The 21729-nt window shown below is 62.2% G+C and carries 17 protein-coding genes; 6 read left to right on the forward strand and 11 right to left on the reverse strand.

The genetic code is table 11. The features are described from left to right. Positions 1 to 14 precede the first annotated feature (14 nt). The gene (locus tag REA38_RS07705) at positions 15 to 1238 is read right to left on the reverse strand and encodes an FAD-dependent oxidoreductase (RefSeq protein ID WP_039566062.1); all 1224 of its coding nucleotides are present in this window, start codon (positions 1236 to 1238) and stop codon (positions 15 to 17) included. After that, positions 1228 to 2631: an NAD(P)/FAD-dependent oxidoreductase gene (locus REA38_RS07710; RefSeq protein WP_308885552.1), complete on the reverse strand. Its 1404-nt coding sequence runs from the start codon at positions 2629 to 2631 to the stop codon at positions 1228 to 1230. Before REA38_RS07710 ends, REA38_RS07705 begins: the two co-directional genes overlap by 11 nt. A gap of 257 nt (positions 2632 to 2888) precedes the next feature. Here REA38_RS07710 and REA38_RS07715 point away from each other — a divergent pair, with 257 nt between their 5' ends. From REA38_RS07715 to REA38_RS07725, 3 genes are all read left to right on the forward strand, one after another. Beyond that, positions 2889 to 4349: a glycerol kinase gene (locus tag REA38_RS07715; RefSeq protein ID WP_308885553.1), complete on the forward strand. Its 1461-nt coding sequence runs from the start codon at positions 2889 to 2891 to the stop codon at positions 4347 to 4349. After that, positions 4342 to 5574 carry an ethanolamine utilization protein EutH gene (gene eutH / locus REA38_RS07720; protein WP_308885554.1) on the forward strand — a complete coding sequence of 411 codons (1233 nt, stop codon included), beginning with the start codon at positions 4342 to 4344 and terminating at the stop codon, positions 5572 to 5574. Before REA38_RS07715 ends, eutH begins: the two co-directional genes overlap by 8 nt. 100 nt (positions 5575 to 5674) lie before the next feature. Further along, positions 5675 to 6031, forward strand: a complete 357-nt coding sequence (locus REA38_RS07725) for a DUF1937 family protein (protein WP_039566053.1) — start codon at positions 5675 to 5677, stop codon at positions 6029 to 6031. A 38-nt stretch (positions 6032 to 6069) separates the two neighbouring features. On the opposite strand, the gene REA38_RS07730 is transcribed toward REA38_RS07725, so the two are convergent. Continuing rightward, positions 6070 to 7995: a DUF3857 domain-containing protein gene (locus tag REA38_RS07730; protein WP_308885555.1), complete on the reverse strand. Its 1926-nt coding sequence runs from the start codon at positions 7993 to 7995 to the stop codon at positions 6070 to 6072. Between the two features lie 123 nt (positions 7996 to 8118). After that, positions 8119 to 8673 carry a helix-turn-helix domain-containing protein gene (locus tag REA38_RS07735; RefSeq protein WP_089187235.1) on the reverse strand — a complete coding sequence of 185 codons (555 nt, stop codon included), beginning with the start codon at positions 8671 to 8673 and terminating at the stop codon, positions 8119 to 8121. Between the two features lie 144 nt (positions 8674 to 8817). On the opposite strand from REA38_RS07735, the gene REA38_RS07740 reads away from it, so the two are divergent. Then, the gene (locus tag REA38_RS07740) at positions 8818 to 9711 is read left to right on the forward strand and encodes a DMT family transporter (protein ID WP_039566050.1); all 894 of its coding nucleotides are present in this window, start codon (positions 8818 to 8820) and stop codon (positions 9709 to 9711) included. 209 nt (positions 9712 to 9920) lie between these two features. On the opposite strand, the gene REA38_RS07745 is transcribed toward REA38_RS07740, so the two are convergent. The 4 genes from REA38_RS07745 to REA38_RS07760 all read right to left on the reverse strand — a co-directional run bounded on the left by REA38_RS07745 (position 9921) and on the right by REA38_RS07760 (position 14650). Next, positions 9921 to 10526, reverse strand: coding sequence for a nitroreductase family protein (locus tag REA38_RS07745; protein WP_033632999.1), 606 nt, complete (start codon positions 10524 to 10526; stop codon positions 9921 to 9923). A 69-nt stretch (positions 10527 to 10595) separates the two neighbouring features. Continuing rightward, positions 10596 to 11894: a cytochrome c gene (locus REA38_RS07750; protein WP_308885556.1), complete on the reverse strand. Its 1299-nt coding sequence runs from the start codon at positions 11892 to 11894 to the stop codon at positions 10596 to 10598. A 27-nt stretch (positions 11895 to 11921) separates the two neighbouring features. Further along, positions 11922 to 14180, reverse strand: a complete 2259-nt coding sequence (locus REA38_RS07755) for a molybdopterin cofactor-binding domain-containing protein (protein WP_308885558.1) — start codon at positions 14178 to 14180, stop codon at positions 11922 to 11924. Then, a complete protein-coding gene (locus REA38_RS07760) occupies positions 14177 to 14650 on the reverse strand; it encodes a (2Fe-2S)-binding protein (protein ID WP_164050386.1) in 474 nt (157 codons plus the stop codon). Before REA38_RS07760 ends, REA38_RS07755 begins: the two co-directional genes overlap by 4 nt. Positions 14651 to 15136: 486 nt before the next feature. Here REA38_RS07760 and REA38_RS07765 point away from each other — a divergent pair, with 486 nt between their 5' ends. Together REA38_RS07765 and REA38_RS07770 are read left to right on the forward strand one after the other, a co-directional pair. Then, positions 15137 to 15796 carry a MurR/RpiR family transcriptional regulator gene (locus REA38_RS07765; protein ID WP_308885560.1) on the forward strand — a complete coding sequence of 220 codons (660 nt, stop codon included), beginning with the start codon at positions 15137 to 15139 and terminating at the stop codon, positions 15794 to 15796. Positions 15797 to 15926: 130 nt separating this feature from the next. Beyond that, complete coding sequence (locus REA38_RS07770; RefSeq protein ID WP_101426945.1) at positions 15927 to 17363, forward strand: 6-phospho-beta-glucosidase; 1437 nt, start codon at positions 15927 to 15929, stop codon at positions 17361 to 17363. 70 nt (positions 17364 to 17433) lie between these two features. Here the strand turns inward: REA38_RS07770 and REA38_RS07775 are convergent, their stop codons facing one another. The 3 genes from REA38_RS07775 to REA38_RS07785 all read right to left on the reverse strand — a co-directional run bounded on the left by REA38_RS07775 (position 17434) and on the right by REA38_RS07785 (position 21701). Continuing rightward, on the reverse strand, positions 17434 to 18612 hold the full coding sequence (locus REA38_RS07775; RefSeq protein WP_033653116.1) for a 4-hydroxybenzoate 3-monooxygenase: 1179 nt from the start codon (positions 18610 to 18612) through the stop codon (positions 17434 to 17436). 4 nt (positions 18613 to 18616) lie between these two features. Beyond that, the gene (locus REA38_RS07780; RefSeq protein WP_164134207.1) at positions 18617 to 19972 is read right to left on the reverse strand and encodes an MFS transporter; all 1356 of its coding nucleotides are present in this window, start codon (positions 19970 to 19972) and stop codon (positions 18617 to 18619) included. 385 nt (positions 19973 to 20357) lie between these two features. Continuing rightward, entirely contained in the window at positions 20358 to 21701 is a 1344-nt protein-coding gene (locus REA38_RS07785; protein WP_308885564.1) for a D-serine ammonia-lyase, read from the reverse strand. Positions 21702 to 21729 lie beyond the last annotated feature (28 nt).

A 21729-nucleotide genomic window follows, 5' to 3' on the forward strand; every position in this document is an offset into this window, starting at 1 on the left:
GCCGTAGCCGTCGTTCACCCGGCGGATTCGATGCTGATGTGCAGCGCGTCACGCTCGCCGTCGGCCGGCAAAGCGATATTGCGCAGCAGGATCCGCCGTTCCGGCAGGCAGCGATGCGTTTTGCGATACAGCACTTCCTCGCCCAGCCGCACCACCACCGAACCGGACACCGCCCGCTCCACCCGCATATTGATCGTGACCGTGCTGGGTTTGCCGATCAGCGCCACGTTGGCAGGCGCGGTCAGGCGGATCCGCTCGTCGTGCCGCACCGGAAGCATTTGCCGCGCCGGCGGCAGCGTGCGCCGCAGCGAACGGGCAACGGCTTCGCCAACGCGCAGCCCTTCCTGATAACACTGGTCGCCCATGTCCGCCGGATGCAGCATGTTGCCGACGGCGAAATAGGCGGCGTCGGAACAGCGGCCGAACTGATCGGTCAGCGGGCAGCCGCTGTCCGGCCGCTGCGCCAGGTGGCTCTGGCGGATCAGCGTATACTCCCCGGTGAAGCGGCCGGTGAAGATCAGGCTGTCGCAAGCGATGCGCCGTTTCTCCCCGCGGCGGTTCTCCACCTCGATGGATTCGACCCGATCGCGGCCGGCAATATCGGTCACCCGCGAATAATAATGAATCGGCACCCCCATCAGGCGCGCATAGAGCGCGCTCAGCCGCCAGGCGACGGGTCTGCCGCCGCTTTCAATCATGGCGACGGCGCGCACGCCGGCGTTGCGCAGCGTCCACAGCGCGGAGAAACTGACCAGCTCGGTGCCGACCACCACCGGCGCCTTGCCCGGCTGCAGCCCGCGCAGATAGACGAACTGCTGCAGCGCGCCGGCGGTCAGCACGCCCTGCGGCCGCAGGCCGCTCACCAGGCGCGGATGGCGCGGCGTCTCGCGTACGCCGGTCGCCAGGATCACCCGCTGCGCTTTCAAGGTGCTGACGCCGTGGCGATCCGTGATGGTCAGCTCGCCGTCCGGCTTGATGGCGAGCACCGTCACGCCGGTGCGGATCTCCACCTGCCCGGCGCGCGCCAGTATCTTATCGACATAGGTGGAGCCGAGCATCGGCCGGTAAAACGTTTGCAGCCCGAAGGTGGGGTGCCGGCAGTGTCTCGGCACGCCGCCCGCTTGCTGCTCCCGTTCCAGGAGCACCACATCCTCGATCCCCGCCTGCCGCAGCGCGGTCGCCGCGGCGATCCCGGCCGGCCCGGCGCCGACAATCGCCACCTGATACTCAGTTTTCATCAATGCTCCCTACGGCCAGCGTCTGGCCAAAACGATCGCCCACCATTTCCGCCACCCGGCTGCTGCAATAAAAACCGTTGCAGCGCCCCATCATCACGCGCGTGCGCCGCCGCAGCCCACCGATGCACTCCGGCGGCACGGCGGAATCGAACGCCGCCTCGATTTCCCGCTGGGTCACCAGCTCGCAATGGCAAACGATGCCGCCGTTGTCCGGGCGCGCGTAATCGCGCAGCGCGTAGTCGGCAAGCATCGGCATCTGCGGCCAATGCACGGTCTGCGGCGCCGTCGGCGTGAAGCACGGCGTAAAATGGTCGCGGTAAAGCTGCTCCACATATTGCGCGATGCCGAGCGCCGCCGTCAGGCCGGTGGAACGAATGCCCGCCACGCAGATCCACTGCCGCTCGGGATAGTGCTGAATGCGATAGTGTTTCTGCTCTGTCGCCGGGCGCAATCCGGCATAGCTGGCGGTCACGCTGTAATTTGCCAGCGTGGGCAGCAGCCGCGTCCCCTGTTCGATCAGCTCACGCATTTTGGTTTCGTCCACCGTCGCCGTCTCGCGATCCTGCTGTTCTTCGGCGGTCGGCCCCAGCAACAGATTGCCAAAGATGGTTTTCGACAGCAGCACCCCTTTGGTGATCGCCGTCGGTACCGGCAAGATGATGGCGTTGACCTGCCCGGCGGCGGCCTTGTCGAACACCAGGAACTGCCCTTTGCGCGGGCGGATTTCAAACTCGGGCTGATGGCAGAAACTTTCTACCCGGTCGCCCTGATTGCCGGCGCAGTTGATGACGATTTTGCCGTGAAACTCGCCCCGGTTGCTGGTTAGCCGCCAGCCGGTCGGCAAGCGTTCGGCGCCGGTCACCTCGGTATTGAAACGATAGTCGCCGCCGTGTTTGACGCCCTGCGTCAGGTAAGCCAGCGGCGTGCTCCAGGGATCGATCACGCTCTCGCCCGGCACCTCTACCGCCGCCAATGCGCCGGGCGCCAGCTGCGGCTCACGGCGATACAGCTCGGCGGCGTCGATCTGCGCCACGTCCGGCACGCCGTTGTCATGCGCCTGCTGCACGATCGCGGGCAGCACCGCCAACTGCTGCTCGTCCCAGGCCACGACCAGCGCGCCGGTGGGCAGCAGCGGCAGATTCATACGTTCGCGGATGGCGATAAATTCCCGGTAGCCGGCCTGCATGCAACGCAGCTCCAGGCTGCCGCTGGGCGCATCGAAGCCGGTATGCAGCAGCGCGCTGTTGGCTTTGCTGGCGCCGGACAGGATATCGCCCCCCTTTTCCAACAGCAGCGTACGGGCGCCCATCAGGCAGAATTTGCGGAATACCGCACACCCGACCACACCGCCGCCAATCACGACAATGTCCCAACCCGTTTGTTCTTCCATCATGCTGATGTCCCGTTTTGATGTGATAACCACAATGAAACCACACAATAACCACATTTGGAATGACAAAAACAACACAACTCCCAAAAAAAAGCCGCAGAACGCGGCTATAAGCAAAAAGTATGAGGTCGATCACGCGGGGTTATTTTATCTTGTGATTTATGTTGCTTTAATGTGTGAAATTGAAGATAGATTATTAAAACGGTCATACAACCAACACCAGGCACAATAAAAAACAAAACCTATAAGAGAGCGAAGCAATGATGAATCAACGTTATGCCGCGATTGATCAGGGAACCACCGGCACCCGGGTCGTGGTGTTCGGCGAAGACGGCAGGCACCATTCGCCGGCCAGCATGCCGCACAAGCAAATCACCCCCAATCCGGGCTGGGTGGAACACGACGCCCTGGAGATTTTGGCGAATATCCGCCGCTGTCTCAGCCAGTGCGACATGGTGGACGCCATCGGTTTAGGGCATCAGGGCGAAAGCCTGCTGGCCTGGGACGCCGACAGCGGCCTGCCGCTGTACAACGCCATCGTTTGGCAAGATCAGCGCACCGAGCCGGAGATCCAGCGCCTGAAACGCGAAGGCGTCGAACCGCTGGTGATGGCGAAAACCGGCCTGCCGCTCGATACCTACTTCTCCGCCAGCAAGATGGGCTGGCTGATGAACAACGCCCCGGGGGCCAGGCAGCTGGCGCAACGCGGCCGCCTGCGGCTCGGCACCATGGACGCCTTCTTCCTGTTCCACCTGTGCGGCCGGCATCTCACCGACTATAACTCGGCCTCGCGCACCTCGTTGTTCAACATCCATACCCTGCAGTGGGACGAGGAGCTGTGCCGTTTGTTCGGCGTGCCGATCGACAGCCTGCCCGAGGTCAGAGACAACATCGGCCACTTCGGCGACGTCGCGCTCAACGGCAAACCGGTGCCGCTGACGGCCTGCATCGTCGACCAGTTTGCCGGCACATACGGCCACGGCTGCCATCAACCGGGGCAGATGAAGATCACCTTCGGTACCGGCGCCTTTTTACAGGCGATCACCGGGCCGCGCCCGATCGACGCCGGCGAGTCCGGCCTGTTGCCCACGCTGTGCTGGAAGCTACCCGGCAGCGAGCCGGTGTATGGCCTGGACGGCGGCGTTTATAACGCGGCCTCCGCCATTAACTGGGCGAGAAAGATAGGCCTGTTCAACGACTTCGATGAATTCGGCGATTTTCCGGCCCAGCCGGCCATCGCGCGCGGCCTGGCCTTTGTGCCCGCGCTTTCCGGGCTGGCCTGCCCGTATTGGGATCGCTCCGCCGCCGGGGTGTGGGCCGGCCTGTCGCTGGAAACCGAACGCAAGGATCTGCTGCAGTCGATCCTCGAAGGCATCGCCATGCGTTCCGCCGAGGTGATCAACGCCATGGATAAGTTGAAACCGATCGGCGACAGCATTTCGGTGGACGGCGGTCTGTCCGCCAACCGCTATTTCACGCAGTTCCTCGCCAACCTGATCCAAAAGCGCATCGTCACGCCCGCCAACAAAGAGATCACCGCTCAGGGCGTGGCGCAGTTGGCGCGTAAAGGGCTGGGTATGGAACAGCCGCTCAAGGTGCTCAACCGCTATGAAATGACGGAGCCCGCCGAGGTCGATATGGCGGTCTGGTTCGCCCGCTATCAGGAAATCATCGCGCGCTCGCGCGGCTTACGTTCATCGCAGGAGGAGCACCATGGCTGAGTTCGGTAATTTCATCATCTATATCATCATGGCCGGCACCCTGATCGGCGCGCTGGCGTCGATCGTCAAACCGGAAGGTGAACTGGGGCGCGAGTTCGTCAACGGCATTCACGCCATCGGCCCGGTGTTTCTCGCCCAGGCGGGTATCATGGCGGCGATCCCGATCATCTCTTACCTGATCATGCACAGCATCGGCCCCTTCTTCTCGGCGCTGGGCTCCGACGCCTCAATCGCGGCGCTGGCGGTGATCGCCGTGGACATGGGCGGCTATCAGTTGGCCGACGCCATCGCCGCCAACCGCGACATGTGGATCGTCGCCATGCTGGTGGGATACACCTCCGGCGCCAGCATCGTGTACCTGATCCCGGTCGGGCTTATCATGCTGAACCGCGACGACCATAAATATCTGGCGCTGGGCGCGATGGCGGGCCTGATCAGCATTCCGTTCGCCGTGTTGATCGCCCTGGTGACCATCACCTTCAATAACCTGCCGGTCAGGGAGATCATTTCCACCACCTCGCCCGCCGCGCACTACCTGCAGCTGGACTTCCTGCAGGCGCTGCGGCTGCTGTCGCCGCTGTTTGTCCTGTGTTTCCTGCTGGCGCTGGGCCTGAAGCTGCGGCCGGCGGCCATGGTGAAGGGGTTCCTGATCTTCGGCAAGGCGGCGGACGCCTTTATCAAACTGGTGCTGGCGCTGTGCATCATCGAGCATTTCACCGGCGTGTTTAAAAAGGTGTTCGGCGGCTGGGTATTCGATCCGTTATTCGCCGACAAAGACGAATTATTCCGCGCCATCGAGATTGCCGGTTACATCGGCATTATGTTGGCGGGCACATTCCCCATTTGTTATTTGTTCCAGCGCTATTGCCGCAAGCCGATGCATTTCATCGGCAAAAAACTCGGCTTATCAGATACCGGCGCGCTGGGCTTTATTATGGTGTTGGCCAATATCATCGCGGTTTATCACCTGTTCAAAGGCATGCGGGCGCGCGATAAGGTGCTGTGCGTCGCCTTCGGCATCTGTGCGCAGGCCACGTTGGGCGATCACCTGGCGTTTACCGCCAACTTCCAACCTTCGCTGGTGCTGCCGATCATGATGGGTAAATTCTTCGGCGGCATGATTGCCGTGCTGATCGCCATCAAGATCTCGGTGCCGGAAGCCGAATTGCTGGAAAAAGAACAGACGCAAAGGCAAGCGACGGCCATCGCCGCCGCCGCTCGCTGAATTTATCCCTGAGCCATAAAAAATAAACGGGGCGCCGCCTCACGGGAAAGCTGCGCCCTTTTTTTCCCCCACGTTCTAGTTATTGAGAGAGAAAACGGTAATGAGAAAGATATTTTTGGCCTGCCCCTACAGCCACGCCGACGCCAACGTCGTGCAGCAACGCTTTATAGCGTGCAACGAGGTCGCCGCCGCTATCGTGCGCGCCGGCAGCGCCGTTTTTAGCCAGGTCAGCATGTCGCATCCGATCAACCTGTGTTTGCAAGAGCTCGACAAAACCGCCATCGGCAGGCTGTGGGCGCCGATCGACGCCCTGTTCATGGCGGCGATGGATGAGTTGATCGTGCTCGATTTGCCGGGTTGGCAAGAGAGCGGCGGCATCAAGCGCGAAATGGACTATTTCGCCGCGCGCGGCTGCCGCGTCAGCCTGTGGTCCGAGGTCGCGGGCGAGTTCAACTGAGGCGTGCGCCCCGCCGCTTAGCGCGACGGGGCATCGGCTTACTTGCCGGTGGCCAATTCGCCGTACACCACCTGGCCGCGGAAACCGCGCCGCACCTGCTGGAACAGCTCGCGGAACGCCGGGTAATCCTGCGCCTGGCACAGCGCCTCCTTGCCGCGAATGGCGTTCACCTGCAGCTGATGATTGACGATCACCTGCTGCCCGTCGCGCCGCCACGCCACGCGATAGTCGCCCGCCGCATTGCGGAACTGCCTGTCTTGCGGAATGGCGATGATCGGCACGTTGGCCGGCAGCTGCAGACGGTAGGTTTCGTCGTAGCGCTGCGCGCTGCAGTAGAACGGCGTTTCGTTGCCCGGCGCCGCCGTGGTGGTGTACAGCGTGCGGAACGATTTGCCGCCGGGCGGATTGGGCAGCGTCATGCCACCCACCACGCCGAAATCGACGTAGTCGTCCGCCTTGAAGCGGAAGCGGTAACCGAACTGTTTTTTGAGATCCAGCGGATCGCTGTTCATCGCCACCTCGCCGCTGCCGTCGATGCCGGAGGCGGACATGATCGACGCTTCGGCCTGCGCCCGGTTCTGCCGGTTGATCTGCGAGAAGTAGCCCCGCAGGTCAATCTCTTCCACTTCGCTCAGCCGACGCTCGGTTTGCCCGTGCAGATTACCCGCTTTGTCGAACACGAAATCGACGCTCAGCGCGCTCTTGACCGGCTGCTCGTCGCTGCCCGGCGTGCGCGCCAGTTTGGCGTCGCGCGTCAGCAGCACCGGCGCCCCCAGATCGCCTTCCGGCAGTTGCCCGAAGCGCGCCCACGGATTGGTGGAATCCAGGTACAGTTTGAATTCCGGCACGTAGGTGATGGCGTGATTAAAGCGGCTGAGCAGCGGCACTTTAGGCAGTATCGGGCCTTCGTCCATGCCAATCAGCACCGGCGAGCTTGCAATGCCTTTGGCGGCGAGCAGCGCCTCCAGGATCACCACGTGATCCTTGCAGTCGCCGTAGTGGTTGTCGAGAATGCTCTGCGCCGAATTCGGCTCCAGCCCGCCGTTGCCCAGATACACCGCCACGTAACGAATGTTTTGCGCCACCCAGCGATAGAGGGCCTCCGCCTGCTCGCGCCGATCGCTGATGCCGGCGGTGATGTTGTCCGCCAACGCCTGGATGCCCGGCGTCACCTTCGCCGCCGCGCCGGCCTTCAGCTGGTAGGCCTTGGCCAACTGCGGCCACTCGCGGTAGGTGCTGGCCATGATGGTCGGGCTGAAGGTCCAGCTGTCCGCCGCCCAGTTTTGCGATTTCATCGGCGCGCTGCGTGAATAATGCCAGCGCCAGTGCGCCTGCCCGTCGCGGATCTGCGGCTGGTCTCCGCCCGCCACGCCGCGCGTGAAAATATGCATCGGCAGCTTGGCCGGCGCCTGCAGAGTCACTTCGGCATCGTCGAACTGATCGAAAACGCTGAACGTCTCCCACAGGCCGAAATAGTCGGGGAAATACGGCGTGTTTTGCGTGCGGCGCAGCTCATACACCACGCGCGATCCCGGCGCCAGGTTGGAGAACACGATGACGCGCACTTTACGGTCGGCATACAGCGGCGCCGTGGCGCTGGAGTAACTCTCCTGGGTATAGATGCGATCGGGCGCCACGTCGTGGCGCTGGCCGTCGGCGGTCAGCGTGTAGGCGGCGACCACCTCCAGCGTTTCCATTTTTTCGCTGTAGCTCAGGCGGATCTGGCTGAATTTCTCGACCGCCGCCTTGGTCTTCAGCAGCACTTCGTAGCTTTCCGTCTTCACGTTGGTGGCGTTGGCGTTGACGCGGTAATCCGCGCGATAGCGTACGAAGCTGAAATCGTTGTTGGCCGTGTCGTTCTGGCCCTGATCCGCCGCGGCGTGCGGTGCGACGGCCAACACGGTGGCCGGGTGCGTCGCCGTCAAACCGGCGAATAACAGCAGGGAAGGAATAGCGATTTTCATCTTCGGTCCTTGAAGGGCAATAAACAGCGACGCCGGGCTACGCGCCCGTCCCGGCGTCAAAACAGGCGGGCACACTAATATAATTGAGAATCATTTTCAATAAACGAACCGTCAACGCCCAGGTTAGCCCTGTTCGATCAGCATCACGGCGGTGGTCTCCGGCTCCAGCGCTTCGAAAACGTGCTCGCGATCGGCGGAATAGCTGATGTAATCGCCGGCGCTCAGCTCCTGCGGCTGGTCTGCCGGCCCCAGGCGCGCGCGCCCGCTGCTGATAATCACATGCTCGACGGTGCCGGGAGGATGCGGCCGGGAAAGCTTGGCTTCTCCGGGCTGCACCCGCAGCCGGTAAATGTCGCGCTGTGCCCCCGGCGGGCAGGTGGCCAGCAGCGTGGCGGCGTAGTTGCCCTGCTCCGACAGCGCCGGCGTACCCTCATGGGCGCGGATCACCTGCACCTGCCTGCTCGGTTGTGAAATCAGCCGGCTGACCGGCACATCCAGCGCCATCGCCAGCGCCCATAGCGTTTCCAGGCTGGGATTGCCACTGCCGGCTTCCAGCTGCGACAGCGTGGACTTGGCGATGCCCGCGCGCTTCGCCAGTTCGGTGACGGACAGGTTCACTCGCTCCCGCTCGCGGCGGATCGCCGCCGACAAGAGGCCGATCGGCGTGATGTTCTGCATTAGGCTATCGCTCGTTGTTCGCTATACCATCCATTTGTTCGACTTGACGAACACTCGTATTCATGTTCATCATAATGTTCGATTGTTCATTTTAATGATTGCACCGCTTTGCCGCAAGTGCGGGCAGGCGACGAGGGAAACCACATGAAAACGAAAACGCGCGGCGCAGTGCAAATGATCCTCGCCATGACCATCTCCGGCACCGTGGGGTGGCCGGTGCTCGTTTTAGGGCAGCCGCCCGCGACGGTGGTGTTTTGGCGCTGCGCGTTCGGCGCGCTGGCCATGCTGGCGACCTGCGCCGCACTCGGTCAGCTGAAATCAGGCGCGATCAACCGGCGCCAGCTGAGCTTCGCCATTCTGGGGGGAATCGCCCTGGTGCTCAACTGGACGCTGCTGTTTGCCGCCTATGCGCATGCCTCGATCGCGGTCGCCACCGTTACCTACCACGTTCAGCCGTTCATGTTGGTGGCGCTGGGGGCGCTGCTGTTCGGCGAAAAACTGACGGCTAATCGGCTGGGCTGGCTTCTGCTGGCGTTCGCGGGAATGGTGTTGATCGTCACTGGCCGGCAAAACGGCGGCGGCGATGACTATCTGCTCGGCGTGGCGCTGGCGCTGGGCGCGGCCCTGATGTACGCCATTGCGGCGGCGATCGTCAAACAGCTGGCCGCGCTGCCGCCGCAGCTGATCGTGTTGATTCAGCTGACCGTCGGCGCGCTGGTGATGGCGCCGTTCGCCGGCCTGGCCACGCCACCTGCGGCCCCGATCGACTGGCTGCTGCTGGCGACCCTCGGCCTGGTGCATACCGGCTTGATGTCCACGCTGCTGTACGGCGCCATTCAGAAGATCCCCACCTCTCTGGTCGGCGCCCTGTCGTTCATCTACCCGGCGGTGGCGATCGTGGTGGACTGGGCGGCGTTCGGCCACCGCCTCAGTCTGTTACAGCTGCTGGGCACGCTGGCGATCCTGGGCGCCGCGGCGGGCATGAACTTCGGCTGGCGGCTCTCGCCGGTCGCCCGGCGGGCTGATAAAACCGGTTAATCCCGTCCGGCGGGCAAGCTATGCACAATAAGGCATTCGTCTTGCGACCGGCGCGGTGTTATTTATTTACACCGTGTAGGGTAGAAGGAGTTGGCCATGTGGCATCACCGCCTGCAACGGCGCATCCGTTTCAGCTACTGGAACGAACTGTGCGTCGCAAAAAAATAAGGGAAGGCGCAAGCCTTCCCTTTTGTCATTCACCGCTCAGCTCAGAAACGATCGGTTTTCACCACCTCGTCGAACGGCAGTTTGCCGATGCGCGGATAAGGCTGCCCCGCCGCCTTGCCGATGGCGACCATCAGCGCGATCTGATAGTGCGCCGGTTTGTTGATGATCTCGCCCACGGCGTCGAAATCAAACCCGTCCATCGGGCAAGAGTCGTAGCCCTGCGCCTTGGCCGCCAGCATCAGCGTCTGGGCGAAGATGCCGCTGCTGCGCATCACTTCGTCGCGCTGCACCTGCGGCTTACCGCGATAATACTGATCGACGGCCGGGATCATGAACTGCTGTACCGGCTCCGCCGCCTCGGCCCAGACGTTTTTTACCTGTGACTCCCAGCTCGACAGATCGCCGCACAGCACGACCAGCATCGACGCGTCGGTGACCTGTGCCTGCCCCCACGCCGCTTCGCGAATTTTCTCGCGCTGGGCGCGATCTTCGATCAGCAGCGGGCGCCAGTGCTGCAGGTTAAAAGCGCTGGGTGCGCCCTGCAGCGCGATAGTCAGCAACGCTTTTTTCTCTTCGAGCGTCATCACGTGCTGCGCATCAAACTGTTTGGTGGCGCGGCGCTGGCGGATTGCGTCTAACGTATTCATTTTACTGCCCCTGTCCATGTGAAAGATCCTATTGTCGCCAACGCGACGCGGCTGTCCAGCCCCCGACGGCTATTTCTGCGCGGTTTCGGCGCGCAAACGGCTGACCTGCGCGGTCAGATCGGGCCACGGCGCCTGACCGGCGTAGTGCTGCCGCAGATAGTTGAGCAGGATGGCGATCTGCGCGTCATCCAGGTTATGGCGGAAGCCCGGCATATAGCCCAGTTCGGCGTTCGCCGGCCGCTGTATGCCATCCAGCACCACGCGAATGGCGTTGTCCGGCGCCTCGGCGAACAGGTTGGTGTTCAGCGCCAGAGAAGGCCGCACCCCCGCCATCGGCGCGCCCTTTTCCTGCGCATGACAAGCCATGCAGGCGCCGGAAAACAGCCGCGCGCCTTGCGAGCTCAGGGGCTCGACCTGCCGCTCCGCCTTAGCGTTCAACGTGGCCGCCGTCGCGCCCGCCGCCGTTTCAGGATGATAGCTGCGCAGATAGACGGCGATCGCCTGCAGATCCGCCTGCGGCAAGCGGGACAACCCTTCTTCGATCACCGGCGCCATCGGGCCGGCGGCCACGCCGTGGTTGGCCGAGTAGCCGGTACGCATGAAATCGACCAGATCCTGCTGCGTCCAATCGAGCGGCGCGGGCGAGCGGCCGGTCAACGCCGGCGCCGTCCAGCCTTCCGCCACGCCGCCGGCCAGGTGGTCGCTACCGGTTTTCTCGCCGAACAACACGTTGCGCGGCGAGTGGCAGGCGCTGCAGTGCCCCAGCCCTTCGGCCAGATAAGCGCCGCGGTTCCAGGCGGCGCTTTGGGCCGGGTTTTCCTGCATCGCGCCCGGCGTCAGGAACAGCAGGTTCCAGGCGAAGATGCCCTGGCGGATATTGAACGGAAAGTGCAGATCGGTGACCGGCGGCCGATAGTTGACCGGCGGTTGCGACATCAGGTAGGCGTACAGCGCCTGCAGATCGTCGTCACTCGTGCGGGTAAAGGCGGTATAGGGAAACGCCGGATAAAGGTAGCGGCCCTGGCGATCGACGCCGTGGCGCATGGCGCGTTCAAACGCCGCGTAGCTCCAGTTGCCGATGCCGGTTTCCACGTCCGGCGTGATGTTGGTGCTGTAAATGGTGCCGAAGGGGATCGCCATCGCCAGCCCGCCGGCGTTGCGCTCGCCGCCTGAGCGGGTGTGGCACACCGCGCAATCGCCGAGATCGGCCAGCGTTTTGCCGCGCGCGATCTGCGCCTCGCTAAAACTGTTCGTCGCATCGGCGGCGAGCGGCGCGATTTCCGGTTGCCAACTGGCGACAACGCCGGCCACCACCACGGCGAGCACCGTAACCCCGCCCCACCCGGCGATCTTTTTCATCTTACTCATCTTTGCTGTCCTTGTTCGTGACGGGGATTAATGGCCGGCCTGGGCGCGCAGCGCGGCAAGCACCCGCGCCGGCGTAAACGGCACCTCGCGCAGGCGCACGCCGAGCGCGTCAAACAGCGCGTTGCCGATCGCCGCCGCGCTCGGCACCGAGGCGGATTCTCCGGCGCCCATCGGCGCTTCCTCCGGGCGATCGATCAGCTGGATATCGATCTGCGGCAACTCGTCGAAACGCAGGATCGGATAGCCGCCCCAGTCCAATGACGTCACCCCCGTCTTGTTGAAGGTCACGAACTCTTTCAGCACCCGGCTGGCGGACTGGATAACGTTGCCGTGCACCTGATGGCGCACCCCGGCCGGGTTGATCATGCGGCCGCAGTCATGCGCCACGAAGATTTTATCGAGCGTGATCTGCCCGGAGCGGCGGTTGACGCTGAGATCGCACACCCAGGCCGCCCAGGCGGCGCCGAAGCCGGGGAATTTGCTGTGAAAATAGCGCGCATAGGCGAAGCCGCGGCCGCTCACCACTTCGGCGCCGGCGGCGCGCGAGCGGTGCGCCGGGCCGTCTTGCCAGTTCGCCTGCCGTTTCAGGGCTTCAATCAAGGCCACCGCGCGCGGATCGTTCAGATAGCGCAAACGAAACGCGATCGGATCCTCGCCGGCGCGCCAGGCCAGCTCGTCGATCCAGGACTCATGGGCGAACACGTTGGGCAGCGCCGAAACGCCGCGCATCCACGAAGCCCGCACGATCGGCGCGGCGTCCTGGCAGATCACCCGCATGTGCGGATACTCGTATTGCGGAATGGCGGTGCGATCGCCCATCTGCTGCACGTCGGCCCGGTTGGCCACTTTGCCGGTCAACACCAGCGGCAAGGTCACGGCATTGTTGGAGGGGTAGCTGGTTTTCAATTCGTAGGCCGCCACCCGGTTTTGCGCGTCGAGGCCGCCGCGCACCCGAATCAGCTGGCCGGTGCCCTTCGGCTCCCAGCCGGATTCCTGTTCGCGCATCAGCTGCACGCGCACCGGCCGGCCGGTGGCCCGCGCCAGCAGCGCCGCATCCGCCGAGACGTCGTCGGCGCAGTTGCGGCCATAGCAGCCGGAGGCCTCCATGCGGGTGATGTGCACCTGCCCAGGCGGTAGCTCGAGCAGCCTGGCGATGTCTTTGCGCAGATCGTGCGGGTTTTGCGTGCCGGACCACACCTGCGCCCGCCCGTCTTTGACTTCCGCCACCGCGCAGGAAGGGCCGATCGAGGCGTGCTGATGGTAAGGCCAGACATAGTCGGCCTGCACTGCGGTATGCAGCAATGCCAGCGCGGCGTCAGTGCCCGCGTCGTCGCGCAGCACGCGGTCGGTTTTCGGATTGGCCTCCAGCGCGGCGGGCAGCGCTTCCGGCGACAGATCCGGCAACCCGGCCCAGGGTTTCCATTCGGTTTTCAGTTGGCGCATGGCGGCGATCGCCTGCTCCTCGCGCTCGGCCACGATGCCGATGAAATCGTTGATCACCACCAGTTTCACGATGCCCGGCAGGTGCGCGATCGAGCTTTCATCCACCGACAGCAGGCCGCCGCCCAACGGCGCGCTGCTGTCGGCGCCTACGTATGGCGGGCGCACCACGCGGCCATGCAGCATGCCGGGCAAGCGCAGGTCGTGGACGTAGGTCAGCCCACCGCTGACCTTGGCCGGAATATCGACCCGGGGCACGGCGCGGCCCACATAGTGGTTCTGCCGTTCGCTGTTCAACTGCACGTTTTTATCCAGCATCACGTGCAGATTTTGCCCACTCGCCAGCTGCGCATAGCTCAGCGATCGCCCTGGGTTCCTGGTCACAAATACCTGCCCCGCCGCCGCCGTCAGCTGTTCGGCCGGCAGTTCGAAGGCTTTGGCCGCCAGCGCCGTCAGCAGGTGCCGCACCTGCGCCGCCGCCTGCCGCAGCGGCACTGAGGTCACCTGAAGGGTGGCGCTGGCGATGGTCGGCCCCTGATCCGGCGTGCGTTGCGTATCGCCAAGGATCATCGTGACGTGATCAAACGGCACGCAAATTTCATCGGCGACGATCTGCGCCAGCGCGGTGCGAATGCCGGTGCCCAGATCGACGTGGCCGTTGAACGCCGTCACCCGGCCGTCGGCGGTGAGGCTGATAAAGCTGTCCACCCGATCCAGCGGCAGATCGGCGGGCGATGCAACCGACTCGGCGGCGAAGGCGCTCAATGGCGCAGGCAGCAGGCTGCTGACCATCACCACACCGCCGGCCTGCAGCAGCTGGCGGCGGGTCAGTTCGAGGCGGCTCATGCTTGCCTCCGCGCGGCCAGCAGATCGCGGGCGCGCTCGGCGGCGTGCAAGATCTCGATATGCGTGCCGCAGCGGCACAGGTTGTAGGCCAGCTCTTTCTTGATGGTTTGTTCGTCGGCCTGCGGCTCGCGTTCGAACAGCGCGACCAGCGTCATGATCATGCCGTTGGCGCAGTAACCGCACTGCGCCGCCTGCTCATCAATAAATCCTTGCTGTACCGGATGCGGCGCTTCCGCGGTGCCCAGGCCTTCCAGCGTGGTGACGGATTTTTTTCCTACGGCGGACAGCGGCATTGAGCAGGAGCGTGCGGCGACGCCGTCGATCAGCACCGTGCAGGCGCCACACTCCCCCAGGCCGCAGCCGTATTTGGGGCCGTTCAATTGCAGATCGTTGCGTAAAACATACAGCAGCGGGGTCTCGGGCGAGATATCGCCGAGTGAAACCACCCGGCCATTAACATTGATTTCCATGGTGAAACTATCCCTTAAGCAAACGGATTTAATCCGTAACATCACTGCGATGAATAATTTCGCAGCGTGCTAATAATTATCATCAAAAGGCTTGATAATGTTAAGGGAATGTAGCCGTCATGGCTTTAACGAAAAGTGGGTATTTTCTATAAATTTCCTATAGATAAGCTCGGTTTTATGATTGCGCGCCGCGATTATTGGCGTTCGCCAACGCGGCCTCGGCGCCATAACTTTGCCGATCTTTCACTTTAGAAAGCAGAAACCGGCATTTTGCCGCCGGGATCCGCTGACTTATGCTAACCCGGTGTGATGAAACGCGTTTTCATGGCATGTCTTCCGGAACGTTTTGCTTTATTTGTTCGTCGTGAACCCTGGGCCGCGCCTGACTGGTGCGGCTTTTCTTTTTGCCCGGCAGTGCCAGCGGCGGTGAATTTTGCTATGTTAAGCCGCAGATAAGCTTCCCGTTTTCAGCCGCCGGACCGACTCATGTTTACCCATAAAGCAATCGCCGAGCTCAACGCCCTGGAGCTGATGGTTTATAACTACGTCAGCAAACACAAGAATCAAGTGATGTACATGACCATCCGCGAGCTGGCCGAGGCCGCCGGCGTGTCCACCACCACCGTGCTGCGGTTTTGCAAGAAAATGGGCTGTGACGGCTATTCGGAATTTCGCATCCGTTTCAAGCTGTATCTCGAACAGAGCGATGCGCCGCCGGTCGATTCCGGCATCGGCGAAATCCTCAGCTTTTTTAAAAGCGTCAGCAACGATGAGTTTAATCAGCTGATCGATCAGGCGGTGCAGCATATCGCCGCCGCCGAGCGAATTATTTTCGTCGGCATCAGCACCTCAGGCGCATTGGGGAAATATGGCGCGCGTTTTTTTTCCAACGTCGGGAAATTCAGCACTCATATCGACGATCCTTATTATCCCGTCAACAGCGACATGTATAAAAACGCGGTGGCGATCGTGCTGTCGGTTACCGGCGAAACCGAAGAGATCCTGCGGCTGGCGGACTTCAACCTCTCCTACCACGTTCCGCAGCATTTGATCGGCGGGCATCACAATATCACCACGCAGATCCCCGTGCTTTACATTATTGAAACCATCGGCAAACGGCTTGGGCATATTAATTCGGCCAAATAAAACAGGCTGTTTTTTTATTGTGACAAATCACTTTCCACGGTGATTTGTTATATCGTGACATTTCTTTCGCTCTTGCTACTCTATTCTCAACGCAGCGTTATTACCCTTCATTAAATAAACCGATGAGACATTGACGATGAAACAGTTGCCGAAGGATTTTCTGTGGGGGGGCGCGGTCGCCGCGCACCAGGTTGAAGGCGGTTGGGATCGGGGCGGCAAAGGGCCCAGCATCGCCGACGTGCTGTCCGGCGGCTCGCACGGCGTGGATCGCGTGATGACCGACGGCGTGCTCGACGGCTATCGCTACCCCAACCACGAAGCGGTGGATTTCTACGGCCGCTATAAGCAGGACGTGGCGCTGTTCGCCGAGATGGGCTTCAAATGCTTCCGCACCTCCATCGCCTGGACGCGCATCTTCCCGAACGGCGACGAAGCGGCGCCGAACGAAGCCGGCCTGCAGTTTTACGACGACCTGTTCGACGAACTGCTGAAATACGGCATCCAGCCGGTGATCACCCTGTCCCACTTCGAAATGCCTTACCATCTGGTGAAGGCCTACGGCGGCTGGAAAAATCGCCGGGTGGTGGAGTTCTTCGTGCGCTTCAGCGAGGTGGTGATGCGCCGCTACCGCGAAAAAGTGAAGTACTGGATGACCTTCAACGAGATCAACAACCAGAGCAACTACCGCTATCCGCTGTTCGGCTACTGCTGCTCCGGCGTGGATTACACCCGGGAAGACAACCCGGAACAGGCGCTGTATCAGGTGCTGCACCACCAGTTCGTCGCCAGCGCGCAGGTGGTCAAACTCGGCCATCAGATCAACCCGGAATTCAAGATCGGCTGCATGCTGGCCTGCGTGCCGTTCTACCCGTACTCCTGCAAGCCGGACGACGTGATGTACGCCGTGGAAGCGATGCACCAACGCTATCTGTATACCGACGTGCAGATGCGCGGCTACTACCCAAGCTACCTGCTGCGCGATTGGGAACGCAAAGGGCTGAAGATCGAGATGCAGCCGCAGGACGCGCAGATCCTGCGCGAGGGCTGCACCGACTACATCGGTTTCAGTTATTACATGAGCAACGCCCTGCAGGCTAACGCGGTGGACGGCAGCGACGGCATGTTCGGCTTCCCGGGCAACGTGCCGAACCCGCACGTCAAGGCCTCCGACTGGGGCTGGCAGATCGATCCGGTCGGGCTACGCTATTCGCTGAACGTGCTGTATGAGCGCTATCAGAAACCGCTGTTTATCGTGGAGAACGGCTTCGGCGCCTTCGACAAGGTGGAAGCGGACGGTCAGATCAACGATGACTACCGCATCGACTATCTGCGCGCCCATATCGAAGAGATGAAAAAAGCGGTGATTGAAGACGGCGTAGACCTGATCGGCTACACGCCGTGGGGCTGCATCGACTGCGTGTCGTTCACCACCGGCGAGTACAGCAAACGCTACGGCTTCATCTACGTCGACAAACACGACGACGGCACCGGCACGCTCGAACGTTCGCGCAAGAAGAGCTTCGACTGGTATCGCCGGGTGATCGCCAGCAACGGCGAACAGCTGTAACCGCACGCAGGCAATCAGGTGGCTCTGCTCGCCGCACGCCGCCCATGCCTCACGGCATGGGCGTTTTCGCTTATAGTGCCGGGAATGGCGCCCCGACATAATTCTCCGCCAGCATCGTCATGGCGCTGCGCGATTTCACCGTGTACTGCAATTCTGACAGTTGCAGCCGATGCTCGAAAGGCGTGTCGTCCCGACGGGTATGCAGCATGTGGGTCATCCACCAGGAAAAATGCTCTGCGCGCCAGACCCGCTGCAAGGCGGTGTCGCTGTACTCGTCCAGCCGTTGCCAGTCGCCTCGCCGGTAAAACGTTTCCAGCGCCTGGGACAACAGGCAGACATCGGCCATCGCCAGATTCAGCCCTTTGGCGCCGGTCGGCGGCACGATATGCGCCGCGTCGCCCGCCAGCAGCAGGCGTCTGTAACGCATCGGTTCTGTAACGAAGCTGCGCATGCCGACCACGTTTTTCTGGAAGATACGGCCCTTTTTCAGCGCCCAGCCTTCATGGTTTTCCAGCCGCTGTTCCAGTTCGTGCCAGATGCGGTCGTCCGACCATTGATCGACCTGTTCCGCCGGATCGCACTGAAAATACATGCGCTGTACACCGGCCGAACGGGTGCTGATCAGCGCAAAGCCGCGCGGATGGCAGGCGTAGATCAGCTCATCGCTGGAGGGCGGCGCTTCGACCAGAATGCCGAACCAGCCGAACGGATAGATGCGGGTGTAATCCTGCCGCAGCCCGCCGGGCATCGCCGCGCGGCTGATGCCGTGGAATCCGTCGCATCCGATGACGAAGTCGCAGCGGAGCCGGCGCGGCTGGTCTGCGTGACGGTAGTGAACCTCGGGCTGCGCGCTGTCCAGCGCCTTCAATTCAACCTGCTCCACCTCGAAAAACAGTTGCCCCTGCGCCGCCACACGCGCGGCGATCAGGTCTTTCAAGACTTCGTGCTGGGCATAAACGGTGACGGCGCGGTCGGTCAATCCCGCCAGATCGATGCGGTGCTGACGGCCACCGAATGCCAGCCGGATGCCCTGATGCCGCGCCCCTTCCCGCCGCATCCGCTCTCCCAATCCGACCTGGTTGAGCAGATCGACCGTCCCTTGTTCGAGCACCCCGGCGCGAATGGTCGATTCCACCGCCGCCCGGCTGCGCGTTTCCAACACCACCGATTCCACGCCATGCAGATGCAGCAGATGAGACAACATCAAGCCGGCCGGTCCGGCGCCGATTATCGCAACCTGTGTGCGCATAGTATTATTCCCTCACAGCATTTTTATTGAGCGGCGCCGGCAGCGCCGGGTAGCCGGAAAGGTGCTTGGCGATCAACGCCAGCGCCGCGATCAGCGCCGGGATAGCCAGCAGTGTGAATATGGTGCTGAACGACAGCTGCATCTGCATCAGCGCACCACCGCTCATCGCCCCCAGAATGCCGCCAAAACGCCCGAGACCGAGCATCCATGCCACGCCGGTCGCCCGGCTCTGGGTGGGATAAAATCCGGCCGCCAGGGCCGGCATGGATGACTGCGCGCCGTTCATGCAGGTGCCGGCGATGAACACCGTGATCGCCATCAGCGGCGGGTAGGCATAGACAAAGCCGATGATGCCGACGAACAGGCCGGTGAGCAAATAGCCGACGGCCACCACCTTGTGCGGGTTCATGCGATCCATCAACCAACCGATAATCAATACGCCGAGCCCCCCGCCGAGCGGAAACAGCGCGGTGATCAGCGACGCCTGCGTGACGGAAGCGCCGGTTTCACGGATCAACAGGGGCAGCCAACTGGTCAGCAGATAGAAAATCATCAACCCCATAAAGTAAGTCAGGCACAGCATCAAGGTGCCCAGCAGATAGCGACGGGAAAAAATCATCCCCAGCGGCGAGGCCGCCTTTATCTGCCCCTCTTCCTGCAACATGAAATGCGGCGTCTTTGGCAGTGGCGCAATGCGCTTCAACACTTTGGCGATGCGTTCTGCGGCATAGCCGCGCGCAACCATAAAGCGCGCGGATTCGGGCAAGGCGGCGATCAAGACCAGCGCCAGCAGCAGCGGCATGACGCCACCCAGAACCATCACGCTCTGCCAGCCGAAATGCGGGATCAGCCAGGCGGAAGAAAAGCCGCCCAGCGATGAGCCGAGAGGAAAACCGCAAAACATCAGATTCACCATCAAAGCCCGGCAGCGCTGAGGCGCATATTCCGACATCAGCGTGGCGGCATTGGGCATGGCCGCCCCCAATCCCAGCCCCGTCAGGAAACGCAACAGCGTCAGCGTCGACAGCGAGCCGGCGAAGGCGGTCAGCAAACTGAAGCCGCCGAACAGCAGCAGCGAGATCACCAGCACTTTCTTACGCCCGATACGGTCCGCCAACGGCCCGGCGGCCAACGCGCCCACCGCCAGGCCGACCAAAGCAGCGCTCATCACCGGCCCCAGAGAGGTTTTTTCTATTCCCCATTCCTGCACCAGCGACGTGGCAATGAAACCGATAATGGCGGTATCGAAGCCGTCCAGCGCTACCGCCAAGAAACACAAAACCAGTATCAACCACTGGTAGCGAGAAAATGGCTGGTCATCGATAAACCCTCGGATTTCTACGTTGTTATCGTGTGGCATGGCTTGCTCCTCAGGGGGTGCGGCAACCCTCACCGCACAGAACAGCCGGTTGCGTACCGGCAAGAGGGTTAATTTGTGCGATTATCGGAACATAGTTCGTTAATCGACAATTAAATCAAACCACCCCACGGCGAATGCTTCAATATTGTTAAAACAATAAGCGTGCGATAAACGAACATCAGAGGACGGTAAATAAAATAATTTTATTTACTATTAATTGGATGTAGTTGTTTTTTCCGTTACCACAGAATGAGGGTTTGTGATTCAATTAACATTTTAGAAACATTGGCGCTAACCTGTTTGGCGCTGACCATCGGCCTGAAGGCACAGACGTTTTTCGAACGGCGCTCGCCCTCTAAAAAGGGAGCGAGCGCAAGAAACGCCCTTATTGACTCAGAGACGCCTGCCCGGCGGCGAGGTACTTCGCCATTTCCGCCGGCGGCACCATGCCGCCACCGGTCGCCCACACCAGGTGCGTCGCCTGCGTCAGGCTCTCTGTGCTCACGCCTTGCTCGCTGAGCTGCCGCGCCTGGGCCGCAACGCGCCACGGCCCGGCCATGCCGGCCAGCGCGGACGGCTCCAGCTGGATATGCTCGTGCTTGTCCAACAGCCCGAGCAGCGCAAACATCTCTTCGTCGCTCAGGGTGTAAAATGCGCTCAGCAGGCGCTCCATCGCCCGCCCGACAAAGCCGGAGGCGCGTCCCACCGCCAGCCCGTCCGCCGCGGTGCGGTTATCGATGCCAAGATCCTGTACCGCAATGCCGTCGTGCAGCCCGCTGTAAACGCCGAGCAACATGCAGGGCGAATGGGTCGGCTCGGCGAAAACGCAGTGAACATGGTCGCCGAAGGCCAGCTTGAGGCCAAACGCCACGCCGCCCGGCCCACCGCCGACGCCGCACGGCAGATACACGAACAGCGGATGCTGTGCGTCCACCACGATGCCCTGTTGGTCAAACTGCCGCTTCAGGCGGCCGCCGGCCACCGCGTAGCCGAGAAACAGGGTTTGCGAGTTTTCATCATCGATAAAGAAACAGCGCGGATCGCTCGCCGCCTGCTTGCGCCCCTGCTCGACCGCCACGCCGTAATCTTCGGCGTACTCCACCACCGTGACGCCGTTGTCGCGCAGCTTTTGCTTCTTCCACGCCCGCGCGTCCGCCGACATGTGGACGCTGACGTCAAACCCCAGTCGGGCGCTGATGATGCCGATAGAGAGCCCCAGGTTGCCGGTCGAACCGACGGCGATGCGGTACTGGCGGAAGAACTGGCGAAACTCGTCGGAAAACAGCCGGGCGTAGTCGTCGCCGATCTGCAGCAGCCCCGCCTCCAGCGCCAGCGTCTCCGCGTGCGTCAGCACCTCGTAAATGCCGCCGCGCGCCTTGATTGAGCCGGAGATCGGCAGATGGCTGTCCTTTTTCAGCAGCAGCTTCCCGCCAAGCCGCAGCCCATAGCGCAGGTCCAACGCCTGCTGCATGGCGGGGATCGCCACCAGCTCGGATTCGATGATCCCCTTTGTCGGCCGGGTTTCCGGGAAGGCCACGGCGAGATAAGGCGCAAAGCGCGCCAGGCGCTGCTCCGCGGCGACGACGTTGGCGGCGGTCAGGCCGACATGGGGCAAGCCTGCGGCCAGCGTTGTCGCGCGCGGATTGAACCAGGTGATAGGCTCGAGGGCGACCATTCGTTGCAACAGCGGGTGCTGCGCAACCCACGGTTGAATCTGTGATTTTTGCATAAGTGTCCCTGACTGATTTGGCGTTGCC

The organism is Serratia sp. MF1(2023), assembly GCF_030954545.1.
Classification (GTDB): domain Bacteria; phylum Pseudomonadota; class Gammaproteobacteria; order Enterobacterales; family Enterobacteriaceae; genus Serratia; species Serratia sarumanii.

Coding starts and splice junctions, on each gene's coding strand:
- REA38_RS07705 (WP_039566062.1), bottom strand. CDS start 1,238: ATGAAAACTGAGTATCAGGTGGCGATTGTCGGCGCCGGGCCGGCCGGG.
- REA38_RS07710 (WP_308885552.1), bottom strand. CDS start 2,631: ATGATGGAAGAACAAACGGGTTGGGACATTGTCGTGATTGGCGGCGGT.
- REA38_RS07715 (WP_308885553.1), top strand. CDS start 2,889: ATGATGAATCAACGTTATGCCGCGATTGATCAGGGAACCACCGGCACC.
- eutH (WP_308885554.1), top strand. CDS start 4,342: ATGGCTGAGTTCGGTAATTTCATCATCTATATCATCATGGCCGGCACC.
- REA38_RS07725 (WP_039566053.1), top strand. CDS start 5,675: ATGAGAAAGATATTTTTGGCCTGCCCCTACAGCCACGCCGACGCCAAC.
- REA38_RS07730 (WP_308885555.1), bottom strand. CDS start 7,995: ATGAAAATCGCTATTCCTTCCCTGCTGTTATTCGCCGGTTTGACGGCG.
- REA38_RS07735 (WP_089187235.1), bottom strand. CDS start 8,673: ATGCAGAACATCACGCCGATCGGCCTCTTGTCGGCGGCGATCCGCCGC.
- REA38_RS07740 (WP_039566050.1), top strand. CDS start 8,818: ATGAAAACGAAAACGCGCGGCGCAGTGCAAATGATCCTCGCCATGACC.
- REA38_RS07745 (WP_033632999.1), bottom strand. CDS start 10,526: ATGAATACGTTAGACGCAATCCGCCAGCGCCGCGCCACCAAACAGTTT.
- REA38_RS07750 (WP_308885556.1), bottom strand. CDS start 11,894: ATGAGTAAGATGAAAAAGATCGCCGGGTGGGGCGGGGTTACGGTGCTC.
- REA38_RS07755 (WP_308885558.1), bottom strand. CDS start 14,180: ATGAGCCGCCTCGAACTGACCCGCCGCCAGCTGCTGCAGGCCGGCGGT.
- REA38_RS07760 (WP_164050386.1), bottom strand. CDS start 14,650: ATGGAAATCAATGTTAATGGCCGGGTGGTTTCACTCGGCGATATCTCG.
- REA38_RS07765 (WP_308885560.1), top strand. CDS start 15,137: ATGTTTACCCATAAAGCAATCGCCGAGCTCAACGCCCTGGAGCTGATG.
- REA38_RS07775 (WP_033653116.1), bottom strand. CDS start 18,612: ATGCGCACACAGGTTGCGATAATCGGCGCCGGACCGGCCGGCTTGATG.
- REA38_RS07780 (WP_164134207.1), bottom strand. CDS start 19,972: ATGCCACACGATAACAACGTAGAAATCCGAGGGTTTATCGATGACCAG.
- REA38_RS07785 (WP_308885564.1), bottom strand. CDS start 21,701: ATGCAAAAATCACAGATTCAACCGTGGGTTGCGCAGCACCCGCTGTTG.